Genomic DNA, 23,171 nt, shown 5'->3' with positions numbered 1-23,171 from the left:
GTAAGCGTGCCTACCTTTTTTCGTATCATTGCAGCCAAGATGGCTTTTCACGCATTCGCACACCTGCCGCAATGCCGAGCGCGGAATACATCGTCACCACCGAAGTGCCGCCGTAAGAGAAAAACGGAAGCGTCAGACCCATAACGGGCAGCAGACCGATATTCATGAAAATATTCATAAAGGTCTGGAACAGGAACATGCCGCCTACACCAACCGCCAACAAGGCAGAAAACGTGGTAGAAGCACGATAGGAAACATAGAACAAACGCAGAATGAGCAACGCCAGCAAGCAGATAATCAGCATGCAGCCAATAAAGCCAAGTTCCTCACCTGCGACCGAAAAGATGTAGTCGGTCTGGTTCTCCGATACCAGCTGCATCTGCGTCATGGTACCGTGCGTCAGTCCTTGTCCGGAAATCTGTCCGGAGCCGATGGCAATTTTACCGTAAGTCGATTGCATGGAAGCATCCGGGTCGATGGATGGATCAAACAGAACCAGAATACGGGTTTTTTGATAACCCTTCAAGATAAAATTCCAGATGATCGGGATGCTGATGATACCGAGTCCAAAACCCGCGCCCAGCCATTTGAGCGAAAGCCCGGCGGCAAACAGCATAATAAGCGCAATCATAAAGTACTGGATTGCCATGCCGGTATCGCCCGAAGCGATAACCACCGCGCCCATCATAATCAGCGTGTGCAGACCGATAACAAACAATCCGCGCCACTCGCTGATATGGTCTTTAATTTCCGAGATATGTGCGGCAAGCGTGAAAATAAAAATCAGCTTGCCGAGCTCACCCGGCTGCAAGCTGGTCACGCCCAGATTAAGCCATGCACGCTGGCCGTTCACTTCGGTACCCAGAGGTGTAAACAGCAAAAACTGCAAGCCAATGTTGACCAGCACAAAAATCTTCCACCAGCCGCTCATACCCTCCAGGTCGATCAAGCTCATCACCACAAACGCGCCCAGACCAATGATGATCGCAGCCCCCTGAATAATCAGGTTGCGCGTGCTGCCGTCAAACACGGTTGCCGGGTTAAGCGTTGCTGAATAGATCAGCACCATGCCATACCCCGAACAAACCAGCGCCAATATTACCAGATACAGGTCGGTGTTTTTGATATAATGCGTGATCGTTTTGAAAACGTCCATGCCGACCCTCCTTTTACTGAATTTATATGCGCTTTATATCATACCACAACGCAGCCGCTTTTTCGATTCACAAATTCGGCAAATTTTTCGTTCTATCTGCTGGAAAACTGTGCAGAACATTGTTATAATAATGTCACTGTGTAAAACATACGGGAGGAACTGCTATGCTATCCGATATCGAAATCGCTCAGGGCTGCCAGATGCGCCCAATCACCGAAGTCGCTGCATCCGCCGGTCTGGATGCAGAAGATTTAGAATTATACGGAAAATACAAAGCCAAGCTGTCTGCCGACGTCTGGAAAAAGACGGCCGGCCAGCCGGACGGCAAGCTGGTGCTCGTCACCGCCATCAATCCCACGCCCGCAGGCGAGGGCAAGACCACCACGACCGTCGGCCTCGGCCAAGCGATGGCAAAGCTGGGCAAAAAAGCCATGATCGCGCTGCGCGAGCCGTCCCTCGGCCCGGTGTTCGGCATCAAGGGCGGCGCTGCCGGCGGCGGTTATGCGCAGGTCGTGCCGATGGAGGACATCAACCTGCACTTCACCGGCGATATGCATGCCATCACCGCAGCCAACAACCTGCTGTGCGCCATGCTGGATAACCACCTGCAGCAGGGCAATGCGCTGGGCATCGATCCGCGCCGCATCATCTTCACCCGCGTTATGGACATGAACGACCGCGCCCTGCGCAACATCACCATCGGCCTTGGCGGCAAGGTCAATGGCGTACCGCGTGAAGATCACTTCATGATTACGGTTGCCTCCGAGATCATGGCGATCCTGTGCCTTGCTTCCGATCTGGAAGACCTGAAAAAGCGCTTCGGCGACATTCTGGTTGCCTATAACTACGAAGGCAAGCCGGTTTATGCACGTGACCTGAAGGCAGAAGGCGCGATGACAGCGCTGATGAAGGACGCCATCAAGCCCAATCTGGTGCAGACGCTGGAAGGTACGCCCGCGCTGATGCACGGCGGCCCGTTCGCCAACATTGCACACGGCTGCAACAGCGTGCAGGCAACCAAGCTGGCGCTGCGGCTCGCAGATATCGCGATCACCGAAGCCGGTTTCGGTGCAGACCTCGGCGCAGAAAAGTTTATGGACATCAAATGCCGCAAGGCAGGCCTGTCGCCTGACTGCATCGTTATCGTTGCGACTGTGCGCGCCCTGAAGTACAACGGCGGCGTGCCCAAAACCGAGCTGAATACGCCGGATCTCGCCGCGCTCGAGCGCGGCATCTGCAATCTGGACGCCCATCTGGACAACATGAAGAAGTTCGGTGTGCCGACGGTCGTAGCGATCAACGCTTTCCCGACCGACACCGAAGAGGAAGTGGAGTTTATCCGTCAGCACTGCGCTGCACGCGGTGTGCGGGTCGCTTTGTCCGAAGTGTTCGCCAAGGGCGGCGAAGGCGGCAAGGCACTGGCGGAAGAGGTTCTCGCCGTGCTGGACGAAGGCAAGGCCGACTTCCATATGCTGTACGAGGATGCACTCCCGCTTGAGGACAAGATCCGCAAGATCGCCAAGGAGATTTACGGCGCGCTGGGCGTGACCATCGCCCCGGCAGCCCATAAGGAACTGGCGAATATCACCGAAATGGGCTACGGCAATCTGCCTGTCTGCGTCGCCAAGACCCAGTATTCGCTGTCCGACGATCCGGCACTTCTGGGCCGCCCGACCGAATTTGTGGTCAATGTCCGCTCCGCGCGTCTGGCTGCGGGCGCAGGCTTCGTTGTGGTCGAAACCGGCGCGATCATGACCATGCCGGGTCTGCCCAAGGTACCAGCCGCCGAAAAAATCGACGTTGATGCGGATGGCAAGATCACAGGCCTGTTCTGATACCATTTTTCAATCCATAGACGGAAGCCGCCGACAGGCGGCTTCTGTATTGCATCAACAAAACAGGGGGACAATATGGAAATCAGTCTGATTCTGGCGGAGCAGATCGTGCAACTCTTTCTCATCCTGCTAATGGGCTACATCATCGTAAAAGCCAAACTGCTGCGCCCCGACGACAGCCGCAGCATTTCGGTGGTCATGGTATATATCGTAACACCATGCGTTATCATCAATGCCTTTCAAGTGGAATATACGCCGCAGGTCATGGGCGGTCTGCTCTATTCCTTTGCTTTTGCAGGGGTAGCGCATCTGCTGTTCCTTCTCATTGCCCGCATACTTGCCCGCCCGCTTCGATTGGATGTGATCGAACGCGCTGTCATTGTTTACACCAACGCCGGCATTCTGGTCATTCCGCTGGTGAATGCCTTGCTAGGCGCGGATTACGTGATCTATTCCTGCGCCTTCATCGTCATCCAGCAGGTTCTGATCTGGACGCACTGCCGCAGTCTGCTTTGCGGCACCGGCGGTATGGAATGGCGCAAAATTCTGCTCAACGTCAATATCATCGCCATTGCCATCGGCTGTGCCCTGTTTCTGCTGCGTATCGAACTGCCCGATTTCATCAACCAGACGCTGGACACCACCGGCTCGATGCTCGGCCCGCTGGGCATGCTGCTGGCCGGTATGGTCATTGCCGACACACCTCTCCGCCAATTGTTCACCGCGCCGCGCGGCTATCTGGCGGCTGCATTGCGGCTGTTGCTCTGTCCGCTGCTGACTGTGCTGCTGTTTCGTGCGGTTGGTGCTGCGGGCCTGATTCCCGACGGGAAAAATATCCTGATGACCGTGTATCTGGCCTGCATCACACCTGCCTGCGCCACCGTTACCTCGCTGGCACAGCTATATGATCGGGACGCGGCGCACTCAAGCGCACTTTACGTTCTGTCCACTTTGCTGTCCATCGTCACCATGCCGCTCATGATCGGCGTATATGACTGGCTGATCTGAACCATATCAGAAAACAGCCGCACAGTGGACAAATTCGTCCGTTCTGGTGTATAATAGCCATACGACAGTGCACAGCACTGTCCGATGTTGCAAACTGACTCAAACAGGAGGTTGTTACCATGGAAAATCCTGAAAAGCTGCTGGATTTGCTCAGCCAGGACGCGCGCCTGACCCCCGCCCAGCTTGCCGCCATGACCGGCGCAAGCGAAGAGGAGGTCACAGATGCCCTCCGGACTTTTGAAAAGAATTCTACCATTCTGGGCTATAAGACCGTGATCGACTGGGATAAAACCGCAAAAGAAAGCGTCACTGCGCTGATCGAGGTCAAAATCACCCCGCAGAAAGGCATGGGCTTTGATGAGATCGCGCGCCAGATTTATTCCCATCATCAGGTGGAAAGCGTTTATCTGATGAGCGGCGGCTTTGACCTGACGGTTATCATCAAGGACCGCTCCATGCGCGAGGTCGCGCGCTTTGTCTCTGAGCAGCTTGCGCCGATGGAAAACGTTCTTTCGACCGGCACGCATTTCATTTTGAAAAAGTATAAGGATTACGGCGTGGAATTCGACCCCTCCGATAACGATAAGAGAGAGGTCATGATCGCATGGTAGATTACGAACAGCTGCTTTCCGATCGGGTTAAGGAGGTCAAGCCCTCCGGCATCCGCAAATTCTTCGACGTTGTTGCGACCATGCCCGATGCGATTTCGCTCGGTGTGGGCGAACCGGACTTTGAAACCCCGTGGCAGATCCGCCGCGCGGGCATCCAGTCGCTGGAAAAAGGCCAGACCTTTTATACCTCCAACTGGGGTCTTGCCGAACTGCGCCGCCAGATTGCAGCGCTGACCCGCCGCAAATATCAGCTCTGCTATGATGCAGAGAAAGAAATTCTGGTCACAGTGGGCGGTTCGGAAGCGATCGACAACGCCATCCGTGCGCTGGTCAATCCCGGCGAAGAAGTGCTGATCCCTGAACCGAGCTTTGTCTGCTATACGCCTCTGACCCAGATGGCAGGCGGCGTGCCCGTTCCACTGCCGACGCGCGTAGAGGATCAGTTCAAGCTGACTGCGGACGCGCTGCGCGCAGCCATCACGCCGCGCACCAAATTGCTCATCCTGCCCTATCCCAACAACCCGACCGGCGCCATCATGACGCGGGACGAGCTGGAAGCGATCGCTGCTGTCCTGCGCGACACCAACATCATCGTACTGTCGGACGAGATCTATTGCAGTCTGACCTATGGCAAGGATCCACATGTCTGCTTTGCCGAATTGCCCGGCATGCAGGAGCGCACCATCGTCGTGGATGGCTTCTCCAAATCCTATGCGATGACTGGCTGGCGGCTCGGCTGGGCGATGGGTCCCAAGGAGCTGATGCGCCACATTTGCAAGGTGCACCAGTTCGGCATCATGTCCGCACCGACCACCGCGCAATTTGCAGGCATCGAAGCCATTCGCTCCGGCGAGGATGATATCGAACGGATGCGCACGCAATACGACATCCGTCGACGCTATCTGCTCGGTGAGCTGCGCTCAATGGGATTGGAATGCTTCGAACCGCAGGGTGCATTCTATATGTTCCCGTCCATCACCTCCACCGGGCTGTCGTGTGAGGAATTCTGCGAGCGACTGCTCAAGGAGCAGAAGGTCGCGGTCGTACCGGGCAATGCATTCGGTGCAAGTGGCGAAGGCCATGTGCGCATTTCTTACTCTTACTCGATGAACCATCTGCGCGAAGCCTGTTTCCGCATGCGCAAATTCCTGCAATCCTTATCCTAAAAACAAAACGGCTTGTTCCAATCGGGAACAAGCCGTTTTCATTTGTATTTTTGGTTTTAGAACACGCAGTACTGCTCCATATAAGCGTCCATCAGCGGCAGGAGATGTGCATACTCTGCCTTGTCCGCCAGATATTCGCGGATATCCTGCACAGTGACGAGTGCATGCACCTTAATGCCGAACTCCTCGCCTACCTCCATGACCGCCGTCTTGCCCGGCGTCGTGCCAACCTCACAGCGGTTGACCGAGATGAACATATCGGTCACCTTGACATCGGCGCAGCTCTTGAGCACCGGCATGGTCTCGCGGATGGCGGTGCCTGCGGTGATAACGTCCTCAATGATGATGACGCGGTCGCCATCCTGCGGCTTGTAGCCGACGATGCTGCCGCCTTCGCCGTGATCCTTGGCTTCCTTGCGGTTGAAGAAGAAGGGCTTGTCGATGCCATAGTTGCGCGCAAGCGCACCAGAAACCGAGGTTGCCAGCGGGATACCCTTATAAGCCGGACCAAACATCGCGTCAAAGTTATCGCCAATGGTCTCCTTGACCAGCGCTGCATAGAACTCACCCAGACGGGAGTTCTGCAGACCGGTCTTATAGTTGCCGGTGTTGACAAAATACGGCGTTTTGCGACCGGACTTAGTCGTAAAATCGCCGAAACGCAGCACATCCGCGCTCATCATAAACTCGATAAATTCCTTTTTCGTCTCTGAAAGCATAACTCGTTCCACCTTTATTCTCATTTGTCACCAGTATACCAGATTTAACCGACCGAAACAAGCCGTCTGCAACATACAAAAAGCCTGAAGCAGCTGCTTCAGGCTTTTGTTTACTTTATCGGAGCACGGCACCCTGATCGGCCGAGGTAACCAGCTTGGAATAGCGGTACAGCCAGCCAGACTTGATGTTCGGCTCGCGCGGCACAAACTTCGCGCGGCGCGCCTCCATCTCCTCGTCGGAGATCTTGACGTTGACCTTGCTGTTCGGAATGTCGATAGCGATAATATCGCCCTCTTCGATCAGTGCGATCTCGCCGCCCGCAGCGGCTTCGGGCGAAACATGACCGATCGATGCACCGCGGGACGCGCCGGAGAAACGGCCATCCGTAATGAGTGCGCAGTCCTTGTCGAGCTGCATGCCAGCCAGCGCAGAGGTCGGATTGAGCATCTCACGCATGCCGGGGCCACCCTTCGGGCCTTCGTAGCGGATGACTACCACGTCGCCCTTGCGAATTTCACCAGCATAAATCGCCTTGATGGCATCATCCTCAGAATCAAAGACGCGCGCCGGGCCTTCATGCACCATCATTTCCGGTGCAACCGCCGAGCGCTTAACAACACAGCCGTTCTTGGCAATGTTGCCCCACAGCACAGCGATACCGCCGGTCTCGGAATACGGGCTTTCCAGCGGACGCACGACTTCGGTGTTCTTGTTTACAACACCCTCGAGGTTCTCACCCACCGTCTTGCCGGTCGCCGTGATGAGCGACAAATCAAGCAGGTCGCGCTTGGTGAGTTCCTTCATGATGGCCGGCACGCCGCCCGCCATGTACAGTTCTTCGATGTGGTGCGGGCCTGCCGGCGCCAGATGGCAGATATTCGGCACCTTGGCAGACAGCTCATTGAGCGTATTCAGGTCGAGCGGTACGCCCGCTTCATTTGCCAGCGCGAGCAGGTGCAGCACCGAGTTAGTCGAGCAGCCAATCGCCATTTCACAGGTCAGTGCGTTGCGGAAGGCCGCAGGCGTCAGGATATCGCTCGGCTTGATATCGCGGCGCAGCAGTTCCATGATCTGCATGCCTGCGTGCTTAGCCAGATGGATACGCGCAGCGTGAACCGCCGGGATCGTGCCGTTGCCGGGCAGCGCCATGCCGATCGCCTCGGACAGGCAGTTCATCGAGTTTGCCGTGTACATACCCGAGCACGAGCCACAGCCCGGGCACGAACCGCATTCGCATTCCTCGAGCTTGGCATCGTCGATCAGGCCGGCCTTATACGCGCCGACCGTCTCAAACGTCTTGGAAAGCGAAATTTCCTGTCCGTCATAGTGACCAGCCAACATCGGGCCACCGGAAACGATGATAGACGGAATATTCAAACGCGCAGCAGCCATCAGCATGCCGGGCACGATCTTATCACAGTTCGGGATGAGTACCAGCGCGTCGAACTGATGCGCCTGCGCCAGCGTTTCAACGCTGTCCGCAATCAGCTCACGGCTGGGCAGCGAATACTTCATGCCGATATGGCCCATGGCGATGCCATCGCACACGCCGATAGCCGGAACGAGCACCGGCGTACCGCCTGCGATGCGTACACCCGCCTTGGCAGCGTCTGCGATCTTATCCAGATTGATGTGTCCGGGAATGATCTCGCTGTATGCGGAAACCACGCCGATAATCGGCTTTTTCATTTCTTCGTCAGTCAAACCACAGGCACGCAGCAGCGAGCGGTTGGGCATACGCTCAGCGCCTGCGGTGATGTTGTCACTTCTCTTGGACACGGGGATTCCCTCCTCTTGTGCGAAACAGGCGGGCGGAAACCCGCCCGCCTGTGCGCAGTATTTTTTTACTTTTTCAGCCAGCTCATCATGCCGCGCAGCTTCTTACCAACTTCTTCGAGTTCGGTGTCTGCTTCAAGCGCACGGGTCGCCAGGAAGCGCGCACGGCCGCCCGCACGGTTCTCCTGAATCCACTCGGAAGCGAAGGTGCCGTCCTGGATCTCGCGCAGGATCTTCTTCATTTCCTTGCGGGTCTCTTCGGTGATGATGCGCTTGCCGGTGCGGTAATCGCCGTACTCCGCAGTATCGGAGATCGAGTAACGCATCTTGGCAAAGCCGCCCTCGTTGATGAGGTCAACGATCAGCTTCATCTCATGGACGCACTCAAAGTAAGCGTTCTCCGGTGCATAACCTGCCTCAACCAGCGTCTCAAAACCAGCCTTCATCAGCTCGCATACGCCGCCGCACAGTACAGCCTGCTCGCCGAACAGGTCGGTTTCCGTCTCGGTCTTGAAGGTGGACTCCAGAATGCCCGCACGGCCACCGCCGATGCCGCATGCATAAGCCAGCGCGATATCCATTGCCTTGCCGGAAGCATCCTGATGTACGCAAACCAGATCCGGTACGCCTGCGCCCGCCAGATACTGCGAACGAACCGTGTGGCCCGGGCCCTTCGGCGCAATCATGATAACGTCAACATCTGCCGGCGGTACGATCTGCTTGAAGTGAATGTTGAAGCCATGCGCAAACGCCAGCACATTGCCCGGCTTGAGGTTCGGCTCAACAACTTCCTTATAGATGTCTGCCTGCTTTTCGTCCGGCACCAGCATCATGATGATGTCGCCAGCCGCAGCAGCCTCAGCCATGGTCATAACCGGAATGCCGTAGTCCTTGGCCTTCTTCTCATGCTTGGAGCCGGGACGCAGACCGACAACAACGTTCACGCCAGAATCCTTCAGGTTCATGGCATGCGCGTGGCCCTGCGAGCCGAAGCCCAGAATGGCAACAGTCTTACCGTCCAGCAGGGACAGGTTGCAGTCCGAATCATAGAACATCTTTACCATTTTTAACTCCTCCTAAGTATATAGAAATGAAATTAGGAAAACAAATTGAATATGCCACCGTTATTTCTGGATGGCGGTAACGCCCGAGCGGCTCATCTCAACGACCTCGAAATTGGAAATCACGTCGAGGAACGCATCAATGCGACTCGGCACCTCGGACAACTCGACGATCATCGTCTGCTCGGTGGATTCCACAATATGCGCAGCATACAAATCACAAAGCTGACGGATAGAGTCGCGCTCGCTGCCGTTCTCCGCGCGGAGCTTGACAAACACCAGTTCGCTGCAGCAGGACTCGTCTTCCTGCAAATGGTCGACGCGCTGCACCTCTTCCAGCTTGAGCAGCTGCTTGATGATCTGCTCAAGGATGGGTTCATCGCCCTGCACAATGATCGACATGCGGGAAACCTTGGGATCGGTGGTCGCAGATACGGTCAACGAATCAATGTTGTAGCCGCGGCGGCCGAACAGGCTGGACACGCGCGCCAGAACGCCCGCGTTATTCTGCACGATTACAGAAAGGATATATTTTTCCATTGTGTTTTCTCCTTTCTCAATCCGCCACGATATCGTCCACTGTGCCGCCAGCCGGAATCATGGGCAGTACGCGCTCATCCTTGTCGATGCGGCAGTCGATGAGCACAGGGCCGGTGCGCTGCAAAGCATCTGCCAGCGCCGCGCGCAGCTCCGCAATATTGGTCACACGGAAGCCGCGGCCGCCGAACGCATCGGCAAGCTTGATGTAATCGGTCTTGCGATACAGATTGGTCTGGGAATAGCGCTTCTCATAGAACATGGTCTGCCACTGACGCACATTACCCAGCACGTTATTATTCATAATGATCGTGATGATCGGCAGGTTATAGGTGACTGCTGTGCACAGCTCGTTTAGATTCATGTGGAACGAGCCATCGCCTGTGATATGGACAACCGTCTTATCCGGGAAGGCAACCTGCGCACCCATGGCAGCACCATAACCAAAGCCCATCGTTCCCAGACCACCCGAGGTCAGGAAGTGACGTATCTTGCGGCAGCGGTTATACTGTGCCGACCACAGCTGATGCTGACCGACGTCGGTCGCAACGATCGCGTCGTCCCCGATCATGTCATACAGCGTGCGCAGCAGCTGGTGCGGGTGAATGACACTGTCGTCATCCTTGGGCACATAATCCAGCGTCTTGCGCCACTCTGCAATCTGCTCACGCCATGCAGTATGCTTTGCTTCTTTCACATATGGCAGCAGCGCTTCGAGGAAATTTTCCGCATCGCTGACCACCGAATAATCCACGCCGATGTTCTTGTTGATCTCAGCCGCGTCAATGTCGATATGGACAATCTTCGCCTTGGGGGCAAAGCGCCGCGGGTTGGTTGCCACACGGTCGGAGAAGCGCGCGCCGATACAGATCAGCAGATCGCTGCGCTCGACCGCCCAAGCCGCCGAAACCGTGCCGTGCATACCAACCAGACCGAGGCTTAGCGGCTCGGTATCCGGAATGCAGCCAATCGCCATCATGGTGTGCGCCGCCGGGATATCCGCCTTGCGCATGAGTTCGAGCAACGCCGCGCCCGCGTCCGCGGTTTCCACGCCGCCACCAAAATATATGATCGGGCGCTCAGCCTGCGCGATCATACCGGCAACCGTTTCCAGTTCCTCTGCTGTGACATCGTACGTTTCTTTTACTTCTACTTTGGGGGCTGGGATGTATTCACACTCCGCACTTGTGACATCCTTCGGAATGTCAATCAGCACCGGGCCGGGACGGCCGGACGCTGCAATACGGAATGCGCTGCGAATGGTATCCGCCAGTTCCTCCACATGCCGCACGACAAAGTTGTGCTTGGTGATCGGCATGGTGATACCGGCGATATAAACCTCCTGAAACGAATCTCGACCGATCAGGCTCGTGCCGACGTTGCCGGTGATCGCAACCATCGGAATGGAGTCCATGTAGGCCGTTGCAATACCCGTGACCAGATTGGTCGCGCCCGGGCCGCTTGTTGCCAGACACACGCCAACCTTACCGGTTGCGCGCGCATAGCCATCGGCTGCGTGGGCTGCGCCCTGCTCATGGGCGGTTAAAATATGTCGAATGCGGTCGCTGTTTTTGTAAAGTGCATCATAGATATTGAGGACCGCGCCGCCCGGATAGCCGAAAATCGTATCGACCCCCTGCTCTACCAGCGCTTCCACCAAAATCTCAGAACCGTTCTTTACCATGCGAATCCGCCTCCTTTCCTCAAATCACAAAAATAAAAAAGCCTCTGTCTCTACAAAGAGACAAAGACTATTCCTCTGCGGTACCACTCTTCTTGCCGCACTTCATGCATTGCATGCTGCGGCCACTCAGCTGATCCTTTAACGCAGATCACGCGGAACGCCTTACACAGGGCCCTGTTTCATCCCATTTCAGACGCTCGGCTCACGGAGGACTTTCGCACTTTCCTTCTTCCACCGCCTCGCACCACCCGGCGGCTCTCTCGTTTGGATTCCAGACGCTACTTTTCCGGTCATCGCCAACTTGCGTTGTTCAAAATGTAATTCATATTATAAATCTGCTCACAGCGATTGTCAACAACTTTTTCGCATTTTACTTTGTTAAATTCCTGACCAGGTATATTCTTCCGTTTTTGTGCCATACTACCGGTAAATCCCGATAGAAAAGAGGCCGAAAAATGGCAGTCCCTCTGCTTCGCACGCTCATATTATACTTTGCCGTCATCGCTGCGGTACGCCTGATGGGCAAACGCCAGATTGGTGAACTCGATCCGTCCGAACTGGTCATCACCATTCTGGTGTCCGATTTGGCTGCCGTTCCCATGCAAGATCTGGGTATCCCCATGTTTGCCGGGCTGGTACCCATCGCGACACTTATTGTCCTTGAGATCCTGCTCAGTTGGATTGCACTGAAAAGCCGTACCTTCCGGCGGCTGCTCAATGGTCAGCCTGCCATTATCATCCGCGGCGGACAACTGGATATCCCCAAGCTGCGCGAAATGCGTCTGACCACCGATGAAATCATCGAGACACTGCGCAAACAGAATGTTGCCTCGGTGTCTGATGTGAAATATGGCGTGATCGAGCCGGACGGCACGCTGTCCGTCATCCTCAAACAGCCACAGCAGCCGCTCACGGCGGAAATGCTGGGCATCACGCCCAAAGATACCGGTCTGCCGCTGGTTGTCGTGTCCGACGGTCAGCTGGTGCGCCGTTCGCTTCGGCTGCTGAAACTCGATCCCAAAGATATCGAAAACCGCCTGAGGAACCAAAGCCTTGCCGTATCCGACGTATTCCTGATGACGCTGGATGACTGCGGCAACAGCTTTATCCAAAGAAAGGAGAAACGCTGATATGCGGCGTCTTTGCATTGCCCTGCTGTTGCTGGCGCTTCTCATCTGGGGCAGCTGGTGGAGCCTGCATGCAGTGGAGCAGGTGACCGACCGCATTGTCCGCGAAATCGAAGCGGGCGATCTGGACAAGGCACACCAGCACTGGGACGACGCACAGCTTTTGCTCGGCTCCCTACTGCTGCATGATGAAATCGACCAGGCAGACCGTTTGTTTGACCGCGTGCTTGCCGCATACCAAAAAGACGAAAACTCGGAGGATTTTCTGCTCGACTGTACAGAACTGCTCGCTCAGCTCAACCACCTGCCCGATCTGGAACGCCCCAGCTTCATCAATCTGTTATGATTCCCTAAATTCTGCCCTGCAACTTTGTTGCTTTTGATATAGCATTTCCCTTTGATATGTGGTAGTATTGATTTGTAATTAGTAATTGATTCTAATAGCATAAGAAAGGGAGCTGCTCTATGAATAACGCCGCCTACAAAAAGCTCGATTATAGTCTTGCGCTGATCTCGACCGTGGCCGACGGCAAGAATTTCGGCTGCATCATCAATTCGCTGCATCAGGTGACCTCATCCCGTCCGCCGAAGTTTACGCTGTCCCTCAACAACGACTCGGCTACCAGCACGGCACTGAAAAAGAGCGGTATTGCTTCTGTTACCCTGCTTGCGCAGGACGCTGATGAAAAAATCGTCAACGAATTCGGTTATAAATCCGGCCGGGCGATCGACAAGTTCGCTTCGTTCCCGTTTGAAACCGACGCCAACGGCTGCCCCTTCCTCAAGGACGGTATGGTTTCGCGCCTGAGCCTGCGCGTAACTGAGACGGTTGCCATCGGTTCGTACACGCTGTTTATCTGCGAACTGACGGATGCCGAAGTGCTGGCAGACGGCGACTGCCTGACCGTAAAAGCGCTGGAAAACCGCGGCAAGGACGCGCCCCCCGCAGCGCCCGTTTATCACGAGGTAGGGCCGGATGCTGGCTGGAAATGCACCGTCTGCGGCTATGTCCGTCTGGATGAGTCCATCCCAGACGATTATGTCTGCCCGATCTGTCGCGCCCCGCGCAGCAAATTTGTCAAGCGCAGCGAAGCATGAATGCCATACCCATCCTTTTCCGCTCCTTTCAAAAAAAGGAGCGGTTTTCTTGTCTTTTAACCTTCCCTGTGCTATGATGAAGCAAAGGCAGGTGGAGTACTATGAAAAGCATCAAACCCGGCCGTGGCCCTTCCATGATGGGCGGCTTTGGCGCTGTGTTCGGCATCGTATTCGGCATCTTTTGGACCGTGCTTGCCGCATCCATGACACAGGGCTTTGGCCTTGTCGGCATCATCTTCCCGCTGTTCGGCGTACTGTTCATCATCATCGGCGTTGTCAACGCGGTTTACAACTTCAAGAACGCCACCAGCGAAAACCGCTATTCCGAATTTGACATCACGGATGATACCGAGGAACCTGACCCCCTCAACCAGCATTTTGGCGGCAAACCCAAGCATACGTCGAATGTTCCGCCGACCAGCAACTTCTGTCCTTATTGCGGCGCACCGGTGCAAAGTGATTTCGCTTTCTGCCGCAAGTGCGGCAAACAACTGCCAAAGGAGTAAAACCGATATGAAAAAAGTACTGTTTGTCAACGGATGCATCCGCGGAGCCAGCTCCCGCACCCTTCGTCTGGCGCAGCGGCTGATCCGCCAGATCCCGGACGCGGAGATCGACGTGCTCGCTCTTCCTGCGCTGCATTTGACCCCCTATGACGCCAAGGATATCGCGGAACGCGATGCACTTTCCGCATCCGGTGCGTTCAGTCTGCCGTTTTTTGCCCTCGCAAACCAGTTCAAAAATGCAGACGCGGTTGTGCTGGCCTGCCCCTTCTGGGATCTGAGCGTACCATCGATGGTGCGCAATTATCTGGAATGCCTGTGCGTTACCGGCCTGACTTTTCACTACGGCAGCGATAACTATCCCGTGGGCGACTGCCGTTTGCAGCGGTTTGTCTATGTCACCACGCGCGGCGGTATTGTGGATAACACAGACCCCGTGCTCACGGACCACGCTTCCGCCTACCTGCGTTCGATCTGCAAGCTGCTCAGCCAAGGGCGTTTTGACACGCTTGCCGCAGAGGGGCTGGATATTGTCGGCAACGATGCGGAAGCACTACTCTGTGAGGCAGCAGCGCAAGCCGACCAACTCGCGCAGCACTTCTGGGAATAATCTCTTTGTATGAATGCAAAACCGCCGGAAACCAAGCTGGTTTCCGGCGGTTTTCTTTTGTTCTGTTTGCCAAACTGCATTATTTTGGCAGCTTCTGAGAGCCCTCAAACGAATCCGCATGCACCCAAAACACCTCAGCCACAGACAGCGCAGCATCCGTATACGACCAGTCCCCACGGCCGGTCTGATGCTTCATGATAATGTCAAAGCCGTGACGCTTTTCCTCGTTATTCTGCGCAAACTGTACGCTGCCGTATCCTACGACAGACGAAAATGCAAAGCTGTATCGGCAGGCCAGATCGCCTTCGCCGGTCAGACCCATTTCGGTATCCATCTCAAAGCAAACGCGCGGATCTGCGCGCAGCGCGTCGATCTTCTTGCCTTTAATGCCACTATGAAAATAGATTGTCAGTCCGCTCTCATCCCATGTATAACCAAAATTCAGCGGAATGACATACGGCATACCGTCTGCGGTCATCGCCAGACGGCAGGTTTTGCACGCCTGCAAAATCGGCTCGATATTTTCCCGTCCTGTGATTTCTCTATCTTTTCTGCGCATGATGATTTCACCTCTGCACCAGCATACCACGTTTTCCCAGCACAGGCAAGACAAAGAGGGCGCAAATGCGCCCCCTCCTGCATCATATGCGGGAACATGCCCACAATGCTGCGATCTGACCGGAAAGCCGGTCGTAAGACCATTTTTTTTCGCTGCGCTTAATGCTGTTCGGATCACGCACCTCATACGCGCCATCTTCATCCCGTCCAGCCAGCACAATAAAGTGACCCTCGGTCGTAAAATCGCCCGGCAGCATCGAGCAGATCACCGGCTGGCCTGCGTCCAACGCTGCGTCGATCTGCGCCTTGTCCAGCGAAAGCTGGCGGCAGCTGATCCCGAATGCAGCAGAACCCTCACTCAGCAGTGACCAGCTTGTTCCCTGCCCCGGTATGTAATATCCATGCTCCGCAGCATAGCGTGCCACCCGATAAGGCGTGACCATGCTGTCCCCAGTCAGATATGCCGCCGCCATCGCCAAGCTGGTCGGCGCGCAGCCGCTAACCGCAATCGTGCTGCCGCCGTAATCCTGATATCCCCAGCGGCCATCCCATTGCAGCAGCAGCGGCACAGTATCCAGCGGTTCGGTCAGGCTTTCGGCAGGCGCATCTGCGTGATGCGCCGGATACCCCAGCACGAAATCCAGCGTTTCATGATTTCCTGCCAACAGCTCAAGTAGTTCGATCGGATAATTTTCCGGATGCTGCAAAATCTCGCCCGCGCGGCTATCGGTCAGCGAAAGCTGAAAAATTTCCGCCGCCGTTCCGCTTTTGACATCGACACCATCCAACTGCCAACGCAGCGCGGCAATACCGCCGATTGCAACACGCGGCAAAAACCAGACCGCAGCGCCCAGCACAAGCAACACCATGAGCAGCCGGAACGGATGCCGGCGCTTGCGCGCCTTACGACGGGTGCGCCGCCGCGCAGGGCGGGGTGCGGTTCTTTCAGCAGTGGTCTGCACCTGTATGGTCGAATAGCGGGTCGTCATACTGTTCTCCCTTTCCCAGCTGTGCGTCAAACAGCTTGTTCTTAATGCATCCAGCATAGCAGAGGTTTCTTTTGATTTTGCAGCCAAAAATCTTAAGATTTCCGAAGCCTTGCGGGACACGTCAAATCGTTCTCACTCATAAAGAGTCAAAAAACCCCCGAATCGTTACAGCAAATCTGTAAATTTCGGGGGAAATTTTCTCCTCCTGCCAAAATACGTTTGACCACCTGTTTTTCTGACAGCAGCCATACGCAGTTCTATAAAGAACACGATGCGGGAAAGGAATTTGTTCTGTTGTAAAATCAGGTGTTATGGTCGGAAACGTGGAACTGCTTGAGGTTGCCGATCTTTTCCGCGCGCTTATCCATCTCCTCGCATACGTCCTCAAGCGTCACGCCGCATTCGTTCATCATGACCATCATGTGATAGAATACATCGTTGATCTCGCCGACAAGTTCAGCCTTATCACCGTTTTTGGCGGCGATGATGGTCTCCGCGCACTCCTCGCCCACCTTTTTGAGGATCTTGTCCAGACCCTTTTCAAACAGGTAGCAGGTATAGGAATTCTCCTGCGGCTCCGCGCGGCGCTGCGCGATGACCGCCTCCATCTGTTCAAACGAATTCATGTCATTCGTCCTCCTTCTCGTTTTTCTTCGGTCACTGCCGCTTGGTAATCAGCATCACCAGCACCGCGATCAGCGCAATCGCCACAACCGCACCGGCCAAAAAGCACACCACGGTCACCAAAGGGAACGCCATCACGCCTGCTCCTCCTTTTCCCACAAAGTGGTATAGAAACAGGTGCGGTTGCCCGTATGACAGACCGGTCCCTTGGGTATGCCGACATAAATCAAGGTATCATCGTCGCAATCGGACAATATCTTGCTGACAAAAATAAAGTTGCCCGAAGTCTCGCCCTTGTTCCACAGCTTCTGCCGCGAGCGCGAGAAAAACCACGCCGTGCCGGTGTCCATCGTCAGCTGCAAGGCTTCCTCATTGGCATACCCCAGCATGAGCACCTCGCCGGTTCGCTCATCCTGACAAATCACCGGAATCAGCGGCGCTTTGACAAAAAATTTGTTCAACTCCATCTCTTACAACCTCACCGGAATGCTTTTTTCATTCAGATGCGTCTTGACCTGCCCTACCGTCAGCTCGCCATAGTGAAACAAGCTGGCGGCAAGTGCTGCGTCGCAGCCCGTTTTCTCGAACACCTCAGAGAAGTGCTCCAATGAGCCGCAGCCGCCAGACGCAATCACCGGGATACCAACTGCGTCAACCACCGCGCGCGTCAGCTCGAGGTCGAAACCAGACTTGGTACCGTCCTTATCCATCGAAGTCAGCAAAATCTCACCCGCTCCGCGCTCATATACTTCACGCGCCCATGTGACCGCGTCTATGCCGGTCGGTGTGCGGCCGCCCGCGACGTAAACCTCAAAGCCCGAAGGCGTTTTGCCTGTTTTACGGCCATCAATCGCAACGACCACGCACTGACTGCCGTATTTTTCCGCAGCAGCATCCACCAGACCGGGGTTTTTCACCGCCGCCGAATTGACTGAAATCTTATCCGCGCCCGCGCGCAGGATGTCACGGAAATCGTCCACCGTGCGGATGCCGCCGCCGACCGTGACCGGCACGAACACCTCACGGCAGGTGCGGCGCACCACGTCCGCGATCGTGTCACGTCCGTCGCTGGTCGCCGTAATATCGAGGAAGACAATCTCGTCTGCGCCCTCCTGCGAATAGAATTTCGCCAGTTCCACCGGATCGCCCGCGTCACGCAGTCCGACGAAGTTGACCCCCTTGACCACCCGACCGTCCTTGACGTCCAGACAAGGGATAATGCGTTTGGCCAGCATCATTCGGCCTCCTTGATCGCAGCGGGCAGATCAAGCTTGCCCGTGTAGACCGCTTTGCCTGCAATGGCCGCGTCAATGCCCAGCCGCTTGAGCTGACGGATATCATCCAGCGTCGACACGCCACCCGACGCCGCGATACGGCAGGACACAGTCGCGCGCAGCGCTGCAAGCTGATCGAAGTTCGGACCGGCAAGCATGCCGTCCTTGTCGATATCGGTGAAAATGATGGTTTTCACACCGTAGGATTCCATCCGCTCAGCAAACGAAATGTAATTTTCGCCGCTGTCGCCCAGCCAGCCGTCCGTGCGTACGGTTTCCGACTTCGCGTCGATGCCGACCGCGATCTTATCGCCGTATTTCTTGACTGCTTCCGCCACAAACTGCGGGTTGCGCACCGCCGCCGAACCGATGATGACGCGCTTGACACCAAGCGCCAGCACCGCTTCAACATCCTGCATCGTGCGGACGCCGCCGCCCAGTTCGACTGTCGCACCGGTCTCACGGATGACCCGCTCGACCACGTCATAATTGGCATGCGAGCCATCCTTCGCCGCGTCCAGATCGACCATATGGATCATGGTTGCGCCCGCGGCCATGAACTTGCGTGCGGTCTCTACCGCGTCCTCAGCTACCTTGTGCACGGTATCATAATCGCCCTTTTTTAAGCGCACACACTGTCCGTCTTTCAAATCAATCGCCGGAATAACCTTCATTTGTCCACCTCCGTCAGTTTTGCAAAGTTTTGAAGTATACGCAGTCCTACTTTTCCGCTTTTTTCCGGATGAAACTGGCAACCAAACAGATTGCCGCGCGCCACCATGGCGGGCACGCGCGCACCGTAATCAGTCACAGCGGCAAGATCGCCCTCTTGGGCGGGACACGCCATAAAACTGTGCACAAAATAGACATAATCGCCGCTGCCAATCCCCTCGGTCATAGCGTTGGGACGCACAATATCCAGCGCGTTCCATCCGATTTGCGGCAGCTTGAGTTCGGTTCGGATGCGCTCAATCCGACCGGGCAACAAGCCAAGCCCCTTACACAGCCGCACCTCGTCCGACTCCTCAAACAGCATCTGCATGCCGAGACAAATGCCGAGAAACGGCTTTTCTTGCGCCGCACGCAGCACCGCATCGGTCAGTCCCGAAGCATGCAGCGCGTCCATTGCATCAGGGAACGCACCCACGCCCGGCAAAATCACACCGGAAGCCTGCTCAATGACCGCAGGCGTATCCGCGACCTTGTTGTCATAGCCCAGAAAATCCAGCGTGTTATGCACGCTCATCAGATTGCCTGCGCCGTAGTCTACAATTGCGATATACCCCATCACAGTACTCCCTTTGCACTTAAAACGCCGCCGCCTGTCACCGTGACCGCCTGCCGCAGCGCCCGCGCAAGCGCCTTGTACAGCGCTTCAGTGATATGATGCGCATTTTCGCCGTATTCGGCCTTGAGGTGCAGCGTCAGCCCGGCGTTTACGCTAAGCGCGCGCATGAATTCAACCGTCAAACAAGTGTCATACTGCCCGCACATCGGCTGCGGCACGGGAGCATCGAACACCAGATACGGACGGCCCGAAATATCAAGCGCGCAAAAGCCAAGTGCTTCATCCATCGGCACAAATGCCTGACCGAAACGTGCAATGCCAGCCTTGTCGCCCAAGCACTGCGCAAGCGCCTGCCCGAGCACAATGCCGCAGTCCTCGACTGTGTGGTGCCCGTCGACTTCCAAATCACCCTTGCATTGGAGCGTCAGGCCAAAGCCACCATGTACGGCAAAGGAATTGAGCATATGGTCGAAAAAGCCGATGCCGGTGTCGATCTTACGTTCGCCGCCGTCCAGATCGAGCGCAAGCGTAATATCGGTTTCCTTGGTTTTCCGTGTGATCTCAGCCTTTCGCATCGTCTTTCACCTCCGCAAAGCGCACCGCGACCGAGTTGGCGTGCGCGTCCAGATGCTCACTCTGCGCGAGCGCAATGATATCCTGCGCATAGCTTTCCAGCGCGTCGCGCGTGTATTCGATCACGCTGGTTTTCTTCAAAAACGTGTCGGTCGAGAGCGGCGAGAAGAACCGCGCTGTCCCCGAGGTCGGCAGCACATGGCAGGGGCCTGCCATGTAGTCGCCGAGCGGCTCAGGCGCATACTGTCCGAGGAAGATCGCGCCCGCGTTGTGCAGATACGGCAGCCACTCGCGTGGATTTGCCGTCACGACCTCCAGATGTTCGGGTGCGACCACATCTGCCATCTTGCATGCGTCCCTCAAATCGTCAAACACGATCGCACAGCCATAATTCGCCACACTCTCTTTGACGATATCCCAACGCGGCAGTTCCTTTGCCTGACGCTCCATTTCGCACGAAATCGCCTGCGCCTGTGCCATCGAGTCGGTCAGCAGAACAGCCGAAGCCAAACGATCGTGTTCGGCCTGACTCAGCAGGTCAGCTGCAACCCAAGTCGGGTTTGCGGTGTGGTCGGCAATCACCAGCACCTCGGAGGGGCCTGCAATCATGTCGATATCCACTGTGCCAAAGGCCAACTTTTTCGCCGCCGCAACAAAGGCATTGCCCGGGCCGACGATTTTATCCACCTGCGGGATAAAACCCGCACCATAGGTCAGCGCGGCGATTGCCTGCACGCCGCCGATCGCGATAACGGTATCCACGCCCGCGATTTTCGCCGCTGCAAGCACTTCATTGGACAGGTTTTCGGTCGGCGGCGTCACCATAATCAGTTCACCCACGCCTGCAACCTTAGCGGGTATCGCATTCATGAGCACGCTTGACGGATATGCCGCCGTGCCGCCCGGCACATACAGGCCGACGCGCGCAAGCCCGCGCACGGTCTGACCGAGCACTTCGCCCTCCGATCGTTTCCATTCCCACGACTTGGCGAGCATCTGCTCATGGTAGTCACGGATGTTGGCCGCCGCTTTTTCGAGCGCGGTAATCAGTTCAGGCGAACAAGCCGCGTAAGCCGCGTCCAACTGCGCAGACTCGATGATATACGGCTCTTTTTTATCGAATTTCTCCGCATATTCACAGACCGCGTCCCAGCCACGCGCCTGCACATCGTCCATAATGGCGCGGACAGTCTGCTCGATATCGCCGCGCGCACCTGCCGCACGCGCTTTCATCTCACGAATGACGGTCTGCTCGGCCTGTCCATCCGCGAGCACGGTTTTCAAAAACATATTATCCCTCCAAACCGCTTTCCAGATCGGAAATCACCTGCTGAATGGCGGCTTTCTTCATCTTCGCGCTTGCCAGATTGACGATCACACGCGCGGAAATGGGCGCGACATCCTCGATGACCTCAAGGCCGTTTTCCTTGAGCGTTGTGCCGGTCTCCACAATATCCACGATCGCGTCCGCAAGTTCCAACAGCGGTGCAAGCTCGACTGAACCTTCAATCTTGATGGTTTCCACGTCCATGTTCTTCTTGTTGAAAAACGCCTTGGTGACCGCCGGATACTTGGTCGCAATGACTGGGGTCTTGTAGCCGCCGTACACATCCTTGCCCTTTTTGGTCGCAAGCGCAAAACGGCACTTGCCAAAGCCGAGATCGACCATCTCGTAAAAACTGCCGCCCTTTTCCATGATCGTATCCTTGCCGACTACACCCATGTCGCACACGCCATGCTCAACATAAGTAATCACGTCCGCCGCCTTGGCCAGCACGATTTCCACGCCCGCATCCGGCAGAGTGAAAATCAGCTTGCGCGAACCGGCTTCCAGCTCGGAAATGTCATAGCCCGCCGCTTTGAGCAGCGAAAGCGTTTTCTTTTCCAGACGCCCCTTGGTCAGTGCAATGCGCACGGTATCGCGGCGGGTCGCCGCCTCGGGACGTGCAGCGCCCTGCAAGCTGTCCGCAATGCGCTCCACGTCAATGCCGAAACCACCTGCCGGCAGATCCTTACCGAATTTGGCACACAGTGCATTATATCGTCCGCCAGACAAAATCGCCGCGCCCGCGCCGCCGATATAGCCACGGAACATCACGCCGGTGTAATAATCCATCTCATGCACCAGACCGAGATCGATCATAATGCGACTCCCATAGCCCGCCGCATCGAGCGCCTGATACAGCCGACGCAAATAAGACACCGCGCCCAGCACGCGCACATTGCCGGTCAGTGCCTCGACCTGATCCAGCACCTCCACGCCGCCGAACAGCTGCGGCATCGCACCCAGCGCCTTGGCGGCAGGACGCTCGCCGTAAGGCGCCAGCGCATCACCCAACGCCGCAAAGGACTTGTTTTCGATCAGACGGCGGATACTCTCTGCCGTCTGCACATCTACGCCCAATTCTTCGATCAGCGCCTTGTAGATCTCGGCATGGCCGAGTTCAATGCGGAAATTGTCCACACCTGTGCCGGTCAGCGCACCAAAGGCTGCCGACAGAATATCCTGATCTGCTGCAAGGCCGTCCGCACCAATCAGCTCGGCGCCGACCTGTAGAAATTCACCCTTGTGCCCGTGCCCGCCCACGACCGAGCGGAACACCTTTTGACTGTAATACAGCCGCACGGGCAGCGCCGCGTCATCCAGACGGGTCGCCGCAACGCGGGCAATCGGCGTGGTATTATCCGGACGCGCAACGCAGATACGTCCCGACCGGTCGATGATTTTGAGCATATTCTCCTGATCGAGCTCAGGGTTTGCCTGCGCAAATACATCGAAGTACTCGACCGCAGGCGTAATGATCTCACTATATCCGCACCCCTCCAGCGCTGTGCGCACAGCACGCTCGGTCTGCCGCAGCACACGGCAGGACGCGAACAGCAGATCGCGTGTACCCTCAGGGGTGGAAATCCGAAAACGGTTCATGGCCGCAAAACTCCTTTATCGCTTTATCGCGTTAAAATAATACCATA

Annotated in this window: 25 protein-coding genes, 1 pseudogene and 1 other annotated feature; of the genes and pseudogenes, 9 read left to right on the top strand and 17 right to left on the bottom strand. The window is 56.1% G+C overall.

Features of this window, described 5'->3' with window-relative positions:
• Positions 1–25 precede the first annotated feature (25 nt).
• Positions 26–1,156 carry an FtsW/RodA/SpoVE family cell cycle protein gene (locus ABGT74_RS05410; RefSeq protein WP_346704782.1) on the bottom strand — a complete coding sequence of 377 codons (1,131 nt, stop codon included), beginning with the start codon at positions 1,154–1,156 and terminating at the stop codon, positions 26–28.
• A 164-nt stretch (positions 1,157–1,320) separates the two neighbouring features.
• On the opposite strand from ABGT74_RS05410, the gene ABGT74_RS05405 reads away from it, so the two are divergent.
• From ABGT74_RS05405 to ABGT74_RS05390, 4 genes are all read left to right on the top strand, one after another.
• A complete protein-coding gene (locus ABGT74_RS05405) occupies positions 1,321–2,991 on the top strand; it encodes a formate--tetrahydrofolate ligase (protein ID WP_297282727.1) in 1,671 nt (556 codons plus the stop codon).
• A 75-nt stretch (positions 2,992–3,066) separates the two neighbouring features.
• Positions 3,067–3,999 (top strand): AEC family transporter, encoded by a 933-nt coding sequence (locus ABGT74_RS05400; RefSeq protein ID WP_297282728.1) that lies wholly within the window; start codon positions 3,067–3,069, stop codon positions 3,997–3,999.
• A gap of 119 nt (positions 4,000–4,118) precedes the next feature.
• On the top strand, positions 4,119–4,610 hold the full coding sequence (locus ABGT74_RS05395) for an Lrp/AsnC family transcriptional regulator (protein WP_297282729.1): 492 nt from the start codon (positions 4,119–4,121) through the stop codon (positions 4,608–4,610).
• A complete protein-coding gene (locus ABGT74_RS05390; RefSeq protein WP_297282730.1) occupies positions 4,604–5,776 on the top strand; it encodes an aminotransferase class I/II-fold pyridoxal phosphate-dependent enzyme in 1,173 nt (390 codons plus the stop codon). The genes ABGT74_RS05395 and ABGT74_RS05390 overlap by 7 nt, the downstream gene beginning before the upstream one ends.
• Before the next feature lie 56 nt (positions 5,777–5,832).
• Here the strand turns inward: ABGT74_RS05390 and pyrE are convergent, their stop codons facing one another.
• From pyrE to ilvB, 5 genes are all read right to left on the bottom strand, one after another.
• On the bottom strand, positions 5,833–6,495 hold the full coding sequence (pyrE, locus tag ABGT74_RS05385) for an orotate phosphoribosyltransferase (RefSeq protein ID WP_346704781.1): 663 nt from the start codon (positions 6,493–6,495) through the stop codon (positions 5,833–5,835).
• Between the two features lie 115 nt (positions 6,496–6,610).
• The gene (gene ilvD / locus ABGT74_RS05380) at positions 6,611–8,275 is read right to left on the bottom strand and encodes a dihydroxy-acid dehydratase (protein WP_346704780.1); all 1,665 of its coding nucleotides are present in this window, start codon (positions 8,273–8,275) and stop codon (positions 6,611–6,613) included.
• 65 nt (positions 8,276–8,340) lie between these two features.
• The gene (ilvC, locus tag ABGT74_RS05375; RefSeq protein WP_297282733.1) at positions 8,341–9,336 is read right to left on the bottom strand and encodes a ketol-acid reductoisomerase; all 996 of its coding nucleotides are present in this window, start codon (positions 9,334–9,336) and stop codon (positions 8,341–8,343) included.
• Between the two features lie 60 nt (positions 9,337–9,396).
• Complete coding sequence (gene ilvN / locus ABGT74_RS05370; RefSeq protein ID WP_346704779.1) at positions 9,397–9,873, bottom strand: acetolactate synthase small subunit; 477 nt, start codon at positions 9,871–9,873, stop codon at positions 9,397–9,399.
• 16 nt (positions 9,874–9,889) lie between these two features.
• Positions 9,890–11,554, bottom strand: a complete 1,665-nt coding sequence (gene ilvB, locus ABGT74_RS05365; RefSeq protein WP_346704778.1) for a biosynthetic-type acetolactate synthase large subunit — start codon at positions 11,552–11,554, stop codon at positions 9,890–9,892.
• Positions 11,555–11,607: 53 nt separating this feature from the next.
• Positions 11,608–11,857: a binding site (T-box leader), on the bottom strand.
• 152 nt (positions 11,858–12,009) lie between these two features.
• On the opposite strand from ilvB, the gene ABGT74_RS05360 reads away from it, so the two are divergent.
• The 5 genes from ABGT74_RS05360 (at position 12,010) to ABGT74_RS05340 (ending at position 14,892) form a co-directional block, all read left to right on the top strand.
• Entirely contained in the window at positions 12,010–12,684 is a 675-nt protein-coding gene (locus ABGT74_RS05360) for a DUF421 domain-containing protein (protein ID WP_346704777.1), read from the top strand.
• A 1-nt stretch (position 12,685) separates the two neighbouring features.
• Positions 12,686–13,027, top strand: coding sequence for a DUF4363 family protein (locus tag ABGT74_RS05355; protein ID WP_346704776.1), 342 nt, complete (start codon positions 12,686–12,688; stop codon positions 13,025–13,027).
• Between the two features lie 119 nt (positions 13,028–13,146).
• Complete coding sequence (locus ABGT74_RS05350; RefSeq protein WP_297282738.1) at positions 13,147–13,779, top strand: flavin reductase; 633 nt, start codon at positions 13,147–13,149, stop codon at positions 13,777–13,779.
• Between the two features lie 101 nt (positions 13,780–13,880).
• Positions 13,881–14,285 (top strand): zinc-ribbon domain-containing protein, encoded by a 405-nt coding sequence (locus ABGT74_RS05345; RefSeq protein ID WP_346704775.1) that lies wholly within the window; start codon positions 13,881–13,883, stop codon positions 14,283–14,285.
• 7 nt (positions 14,286–14,292) lie between these two features.
• Complete coding sequence (locus ABGT74_RS05340; protein ID WP_346704774.1) at positions 14,293–14,892, top strand: NAD(P)H-dependent oxidoreductase; 600 nt, start codon at positions 14,293–14,295, stop codon at positions 14,890–14,892.
• 79 nt (positions 14,893–14,971) lie between these two features.
• Here ABGT74_RS05340 and ABGT74_RS05335 read toward each other — a convergent pair whose 3' ends face one another.
• The 11 genes and pseudogenes from ABGT74_RS05335 to hisZ all read right to left on the bottom strand — a co-directional run.
• A complete protein-coding gene (locus tag ABGT74_RS05335) occupies positions 14,972–15,451 on the bottom strand; it encodes a pyridoxamine 5'-phosphate oxidase family protein (protein WP_297282741.1) in 480 nt (159 codons plus the stop codon).
• 82 nt (positions 15,452–15,533) lie between these two features.
• A complete protein-coding gene (locus tag ABGT74_RS05330) occupies positions 15,534–16,439 on the bottom strand; it encodes a C39 family peptidase (protein ID WP_346704773.1) in 906 nt (301 codons plus the stop codon).
• Positions 16,440–16,741: 302 nt separating this feature from the next.
• Entirely contained in the window at positions 16,742–17,065 is a 324-nt protein-coding gene (gene hisE / locus ABGT74_RS05325; RefSeq protein ID WP_346704772.1) for a phosphoribosyl-ATP diphosphatase, read from the bottom strand.
• Between the two features lie 132 nt (positions 17,066–17,197).
• Positions 17,198–17,530, bottom strand: coding sequence for a phosphoribosyl-AMP cyclohydrolase (gene hisI, locus ABGT74_RS05320; protein WP_346704771.1), 333 nt, complete (start codon positions 17,528–17,530; stop codon positions 17,198–17,200).
• Positions 17,531–17,533: 3 nt separating this feature from the next.
• Complete coding sequence (gene hisF, locus ABGT74_RS05315) at positions 17,534–18,298, bottom strand: imidazole glycerol phosphate synthase subunit HisF (RefSeq protein ID WP_346704789.1); 765 nt, start codon at positions 18,296–18,298, stop codon at positions 17,534–17,536.
• A complete protein-coding gene (hisA, locus tag ABGT74_RS05310; RefSeq protein WP_297282744.1) occupies positions 18,298–19,011 on the bottom strand; it encodes a 1-(5-phosphoribosyl)-5-[(5-phosphoribosylamino)methylideneamino]imidazole-4-carboxamide isomerase in 714 nt (237 codons plus the stop codon). The genes hisF and hisA overlap by 1 nt, the downstream gene beginning before the upstream one ends.
• Entirely contained in the window at positions 19,008–19,625 is a 618-nt protein-coding gene (gene hisH / locus ABGT74_RS05305; RefSeq protein WP_346704770.1) for an imidazole glycerol phosphate synthase subunit HisH, read from the bottom strand. The genes hisA and hisH overlap by 4 nt, the downstream gene beginning before the upstream one ends.
• On the bottom strand, positions 19,625–20,200 hold the full coding sequence (hisB, locus tag ABGT74_RS05300; protein ID WP_297282746.1) for an imidazoleglycerol-phosphate dehydratase HisB: 576 nt from the start codon (positions 20,198–20,200) through the stop codon (positions 19,625–19,627). Before hisB ends, hisH begins: the two co-directional genes overlap by 1 nt.
• Positions 20,187–21,488 (bottom strand): histidinol dehydrogenase, encoded by a 1,302-nt coding sequence (gene hisD, locus ABGT74_RS05295; protein ID WP_346704769.1) that lies wholly within the window; start codon positions 21,486–21,488, stop codon positions 20,187–20,189. The genes hisB and hisD overlap by 14 nt, the downstream gene beginning before the upstream one ends.
• Position 21,489: 1 nt before the next feature.
• Positions 21,490–22,113, bottom strand: coding sequence for an ATP phosphoribosyltransferase (gene hisG / locus ABGT74_RS05290; RefSeq protein WP_297282766.1), 624 nt, complete (start codon positions 22,111–22,113; stop codon positions 21,490–21,492).
• Positions 22,114–22,167: 54 nt separating this feature from the next.
• A pseudogene (hisZ, locus tag ABGT74_RS05285) lies at positions 22,168–23,124 on the bottom strand (ATP phosphoribosyltransferase regulatory subunit); the annotation flags it as partial.
• Positions 23,125–23,171: the final 47 nt, after the last annotated feature.

It is taken from the genome of uncultured Agathobaculum sp. (genome assembly GCF_963927765.1).
Taxonomy (GTDB): domain Bacteria; phylum Bacillota; class Clostridia; order Oscillospirales; family Butyricicoccaceae; genus Agathobaculum.
The sequence above is the reverse complement of the archived record's forward strand: the minus strand, read 5'-3'. Positions and strand labels throughout refer to the sequence as shown.

Bases quoted from the DNA above. Each gene is read 5' to 3' on its own strand.
- pyrE (WP_346704781.1), bottom strand. From the start codon at position 6,495: ATGCTTTCAGAGACGAAAAAGGAATTTATCGAGTTTATGATGAGCGCG.
- ABGT74_RS05360 (WP_346704777.1), top strand. From the start codon at position 12,010: ATGGCAGTCCCTCTGCTTCGCACGCTCATATTATACTTTGCCGTCATC.
- ABGT74_RS05340 (WP_346704774.1), top strand. From the start codon at position 14,293: ATGAAAAAAGTACTGTTTGTCAACGGATGCATCCGCGGAGCCAGCTCC.
- ilvC (WP_297282733.1), bottom strand. From the start codon at position 9,336: ATGGTAAAGATGTTCTATGATTCGGACTGCAACCTGTCCCTGCTGGAC.
- hisB (WP_297282746.1), bottom strand. From the start codon at position 20,200: ATGCGAAAGGCTGAGATCACACGGAAAACCAAGGAAACCGATATTACG.
- hisI (WP_346704771.1), bottom strand. From the start codon at position 17,530: ATGGAGTTGAACAAATTTTTTGTCAAAGCGCCGCTGATTCCGGTGATT.
- ABGT74_RS05390 (WP_297282730.1), top strand. From the start codon at position 4,604: ATGGTAGATTACGAACAGCTGCTTTCCGATCGGGTTAAGGAGGTCAAG.
- ABGT74_RS05395 (WP_297282729.1), top strand. From the start codon at position 4,119: ATGGAAAATCCTGAAAAGCTGCTGGATTTGCTCAGCCAGGACGCGCGC.
- hisH (WP_346704770.1), bottom strand. From the start codon at position 19,625: ATGGGGTATATCGCAATTGTAGACTACGGCGCAGGCAATCTGATGAGC.
- hisF (WP_346704789.1), bottom strand. From the start codon at position 18,298: ATGCTGGCCAAACGCATTATCCCTTGTCTGGACGTCAAGGACGGTCGG.
- ABGT74_RS05345 (WP_346704775.1), top strand. From the start codon at position 13,881: ATGAAAAGCATCAAACCCGGCCGTGGCCCTTCCATGATGGGCGGCTTT.
- ABGT74_RS05350 (WP_297282738.1), top strand. From the start codon at position 13,147: ATGAATAACGCCGCCTACAAAAAGCTCGATTATAGTCTTGCGCTGATC.
- ABGT74_RS05355 (WP_346704776.1), top strand. From the start codon at position 12,686: ATGCGGCGTCTTTGCATTGCCCTGCTGTTGCTGGCGCTTCTCATCTGG.
- ABGT74_RS05335 (WP_297282741.1), bottom strand. From the start codon at position 15,451: ATGCGCAGAAAAGATAGAGAAATCACAGGACGGGAAAATATCGAGCCG.
- ABGT74_RS05410 (WP_346704782.1), bottom strand. From the start codon at position 1,156: ATGGACGTTTTCAAAACGATCACGCATTATATCAAAAACACCGACCTG.
- ABGT74_RS05405 (WP_297282727.1), top strand. From the start codon at position 1,321: ATGCTATCCGATATCGAAATCGCTCAGGGCTGCCAGATGCGCCCAATC.
- ABGT74_RS05330 (WP_346704773.1), bottom strand. From the start codon at position 16,439: ATGACGACCCGCTATTCGACCATACAGGTGCAGACCACTGCTGAAAGA.
- ABGT74_RS05400 (WP_297282728.1), top strand. From the start codon at position 3,067: ATGGAAATCAGTCTGATTCTGGCGGAGCAGATCGTGCAACTCTTTCTC.
- hisA (WP_297282744.1), bottom strand. From the start codon at position 19,011: ATGAAGGTTATTCCGGCGATTGATTTGAAAGACGGACAGTGTGTGCGC.
- ilvN (WP_346704779.1), bottom strand. From the start codon at position 9,873: ATGGAAAAATATATCCTTTCTGTAATCGTGCAGAATAACGCGGGCGTT.
- hisD (WP_346704769.1), bottom strand. From the start codon at position 21,488: ATGTTTTTGAAAACCGTGCTCGCGGATGGACAGGCCGAGCAGACCGTC.
- hisE (WP_346704772.1), bottom strand. From the start codon at position 17,065: ATGAATTCGTTTGAACAGATGGAGGCGGTCATCGCGCAGCGCCGCGCG.
- ilvB (WP_346704778.1), bottom strand. From the start codon at position 11,554: ATGGTAAAGAACGGTTCTGAGATTTTGGTGGAAGCGCTGGTAGAGCAG.